At 58.2% G+C, this 3,457-nt stretch carries 4 protein-coding genes; 1 reads left to right on the forward strand and 3 read right to left on the reverse strand.

Features of this window, described 5'->3' with window-relative positions; translation table 11 throughout:
- Positions 1-1,178 (reverse strand): hypothetical protein (locus tag VEZ38_RS16840; protein WP_324895489.1); only part of this gene is annotated, 1,178 nt, incomplete at its 3' end.
- A 151-nt stretch (positions 1,179-1,329) separates the two neighbouring features.
- The gene (locus VEZ38_RS16845; protein WP_324895491.1) at positions 1,330-2,310 is read right to left on the reverse strand and encodes a phytanoyl-CoA dioxygenase family protein; all 981 of its coding nucleotides are present in this window, start codon (positions 2,308-2,310) and stop codon (positions 1,330-1,332) included.
- Between the two features lie 586 nt (positions 2,311-2,896).
- Between VEZ38_RS16845 and VEZ38_RS16850 the strand changes: the two genes are divergently transcribed.
- Positions 2,897-3,139, forward strand: coding sequence for a hypothetical protein (locus VEZ38_RS16850; protein ID WP_324895493.1), 243 nt, complete (start codon positions 2,897-2,899; stop codon positions 3,137-3,139).
- A gap of 131 nt (positions 3,140-3,270) precedes the next feature.
- Here the strand turns inward: VEZ38_RS16850 and VEZ38_RS16855 are convergent.
- Positions 3,271-3,457: hypothetical protein (locus VEZ38_RS16855; RefSeq protein WP_324895496.1), on the reverse strand; the 187-nt coding region annotated here is incomplete at its 5' end.

Below are 3,457 nucleotides of genomic sequence, written 5' to 3' on the forward strand. Positions count from 1 at the left end.
GTATCCGGCATGCCGTAAGTGTCCGCCTCGTCGCGTTCCCCTTGGAAAATAAAGTTGGCCACCTTTCCGTAAGCCTCTTTACTGAACTCCTTACCCGTAATCCCCTTATAATCATATACCCCTATCGGGAAAATGAGCTTCTCCCCGTCGACCTCCTTCGCCGGAATCGTCGGCTGGCTGTTCGTCCCGCCGGCGATGACGCCTTTCACTCGATCCGGGTACAGCAGCGCCCACCGATTGGCGAAGTTGCCGGAAGCGGAAAACCCGAACAGGAACACCTTCTTGCCGTCTACATTGTGTTCGTAACCGTTCAGATAACCGATCGCGTGATCGATCATGGCTTCAAGCTGCTTATCCACCCTCACCATCGCTTCGAAATCTTTGCCGCGCAGCCCGGAAAGCTTCATCTGGCTTTGAAATCGGCTGTCGGCCAAATACGTCTTGACGCGGGCGGCGGTCAACAGCACGGACATTCGATCCAGCGAATGCGTAAGGAAATACTCGTTGTCGATGTTGAACCGGTATCTCGGAAACGCCGGCATCAGCTTCGGCATCCAAGCCTGTTCGGCAAGCTTGTTGTAATAAGGGCGGTACATCTCGTCCTTCGTGCGAAGGTACGCGTTCTCGCTCGTGTTGCTCGCGCCGATATTGTTCGGCTCGACCAACAGGTAGCGCTTCTTGCCGGCGTTTTGGCTTTTGTAACGATCCGTCGGAATACGCAGGATGTAAGGGTAATGGAACCCCTTCTCGGGCATCGCCGGGACGACGACCACCTGCTCCTTGCCCGTCGCTTGGATGCTCGGCAAATCCTGCGTCTCCAGCTTCGCTTTGATTCGTTTCCCGTCTTGCAAGTATACCTTCAAGTAGTAGGTCGTCTTCGGCTGCAGCGGCATCTCGTTAACAAGGAAGATTCGTTCCGCGTCGATTTCGATATCGGTTTCCAACTGTTTGTCTTTCCACAGCGTTATCGACTCGATCGCCTTCAGGTCGACCCCAAGATCGGACAATTTGACTACAGGATCGTACAAATCGATTTTCTGCGATACCGTCAGCTCTTTCCAGGCTGAAGCGGCGGTCGACGTCAAGCTTGCCTGCGTCCCTGCGCCGTAGCTTTGGGCGGGTACCGACATCGTCAAGAGCGCCGACATCGCAACGGCCAGTTTTACATGCTTCTTCATGGGCGCGTTCCCTCTCCTATTCATGGTGGATTCTACCAATATCGGGCTTCCGGAGGGGGATTGTCAACAGGAATTGGAGAGTAAGTAATATCTAGCGGTAAGAACGGTGCATAGATGCGTAGGCGGCAGGTCCTCTATTGATGTGCCGGCGTCACATCTCCAGCTTGCCCATTTCGCCGCCGGGCATGGCGACCATCATCGCGCCGCCGCCGCCCGTGCCTACGGACGCGGGCGATACTTCGACCGGCGTGCCGAACTTCGGCCGGGCGTACGGCAGGTGCGTGCCGCCGCGCGCGAGGATGTGGTGCGCGTTCGCCGCGTCGCCCTCGTACGGGTAACCATGGTTCCACGGCACCCAGGAGCGCGCGTTGCAGTAGTGGCACACGTACGAGCGGCGCATCCGATCCGTCGTCTCGTTCCGGTACGACCGGTGCAGCAGGCGCGAGTGGAAAAACAAAACGTCGCCCGGCTCCAGCACGACGGGGACCGCCGGACCGTATTTCGCGGCGACGGTCGACAGGCGGTTAACCTCGTCGTCCATATGGCTCGCGTCCGCGGCGGGGAACAGCCCTTCGATCTGCCGCTCGTCCGCATGCACGTACCCGTTCCGCCCGACCGGCGGATAGATGGGCTCGTGATGCGACCCCTCCGCGACCCATAAACAGCCGTTCGCCTCGTCCGCGCGGTCGAGCGCGATCCAGACGCCGATCAGGCTCTCGGGCAGGGTGGGAATATAAAATGAATCCTGGTGCCACCCTTGGCCGCCTTTCCCCGGCGGGTTAAAGAACATCATCGACTGCAGCGCCAGCACGTCGGGACCGATCAGCGCCTCGAGCACGTCCAGCACGCCGTCCTGCAGCATGCCCCGTTCCGCCGCCGCATGCTCCCGGTGCACCATATGCAGCCTCGCCGACGCGAGCCGCTCCAGCTTCCGCTCCGTCGACGCGCCGAATTCGTTCCGGTGCGCAAGGTGATTGGCGTCGATCCGACCCTCGAAGATGTCGTCCGCCCAAGCCCGCATCTCTTCGAGCGCTTCCTTCGCAAACAGCTGCTTCCGAACCAAATACCCCTGCTTTCGGAAAAAGACAACTTCCTCCACGTTCACGCGAACGCGTTGCCGAGCCTCTCCCATACGCCCAGTCCCCCTTAGCGTTGTAAGTGTTTTCTTTTATTGTAGAGTCGCGGCTTCGCTTCGGGCAATGCATGGAATTGATCGATCTGTGTCTAGACCTGTTATCCATGGGTGTCCGCAACGCGATTCGCAACAATGTGCGAGTTGCTCCCGATGGAGGATGTTCGCACGAACGGGAGAACTGCATCCGAGTTTGATAGCCTGTTCCACAAGGGCGAATTTTGACAATGTTGGACAACGATACTTTGGAAAATGCCTCCCTTCCGCGATCCCCGGCTTTCACGGCAAAAAACATCATGGAATTGTCGGGCAATTCGGGAGCGATGTTGGACATTTTGGACATTTTCCCCCCGATGTCGTTCCGATCGAATTCCGTAACCCGCTACCGACGGGGCATGACATGGGCCGGGCGATGGCGGCCGGCGTCGCGGTGGGCGGCAGTGACCTTTTCCAACATGTTTCCCTCTGCTCAGCAACAGCGTGCGAGGGGGGCGAGCCTTGGGTGCGAATCTTTGCAAAATGCAAACGATTGTTCGTGTTTCCCGCCCGTGGTATAATGGATGTATCTTGAGCGGGGGGCGTTCGGATGATCGAAGAGCGGTTGGAGCGGATGGAGCAGCACATCGTCCAGTTGATCCAGATGGTCGCGTTGAACAATCAGAAAGTCACTGGTTTGGAACAGCGGTTGGAGGCGGAAAGCGATCTTCATCGTCAGCGGCATGACGAGGTACTTCGGCAGTACCGTCACATCAATACGGACATGGAGTTTTTGCATCAGAAGGTCGGGAAGCATGAGCTGGAGATCGAGAAGCTGAAGTCGAAATTATAAAATTCCGAATGGAATGGGAACCTGCCCGGGACGGCGGGTTCTTTTATTTGATATAGAAGCGCGCCGGATTACATCTAGGCAGACGAACGACGAGAACCCGCCGGGCGGCGGGCTCTCGCATGTCCATCTAGCTATGCCAACAGCCCCGCGCGCCTTGCGACCTCGGTCAGCTGCGCCAACTGCCAGTCGTCGGCGAAGCTCGGCTTCGGCTGCCTCACGGCATTGCCGGCGATGACGCCGCGAGCGACCAAAATTTCCTTCCAGACGCAACGGTTCGCGACGTCCTTCTCGTACGCCGCAAGCCGCGAGTACGGAGAG

Origin of the sequence: Paenibacillus sp., from assembly GCF_035645235.1 — a bacterium.
In the GTDB taxonomy this organism is placed as follows: domain Bacteria; phylum Bacillota; class Bacilli; order Paenibacillales; family YIM-B00363; genus Paenibacillus_AE.

Excerpts from the sequence above, each read along its gene's own strand:
- VEZ38_RS16845 (WP_324895491.1), bottom strand. The coding sequence starts at position 2,310 with ATGGGAGAGGCTCGGCAACGCGTTCGCGTGAACGTGGAGGAAGTTGTC.
- VEZ38_RS16850 (WP_324895493.1), top strand. The coding sequence starts at position 2,897 with ATGATCGAAGAGCGGTTGGAGCGGATGGAGCAGCACATCGTCCAGTTG.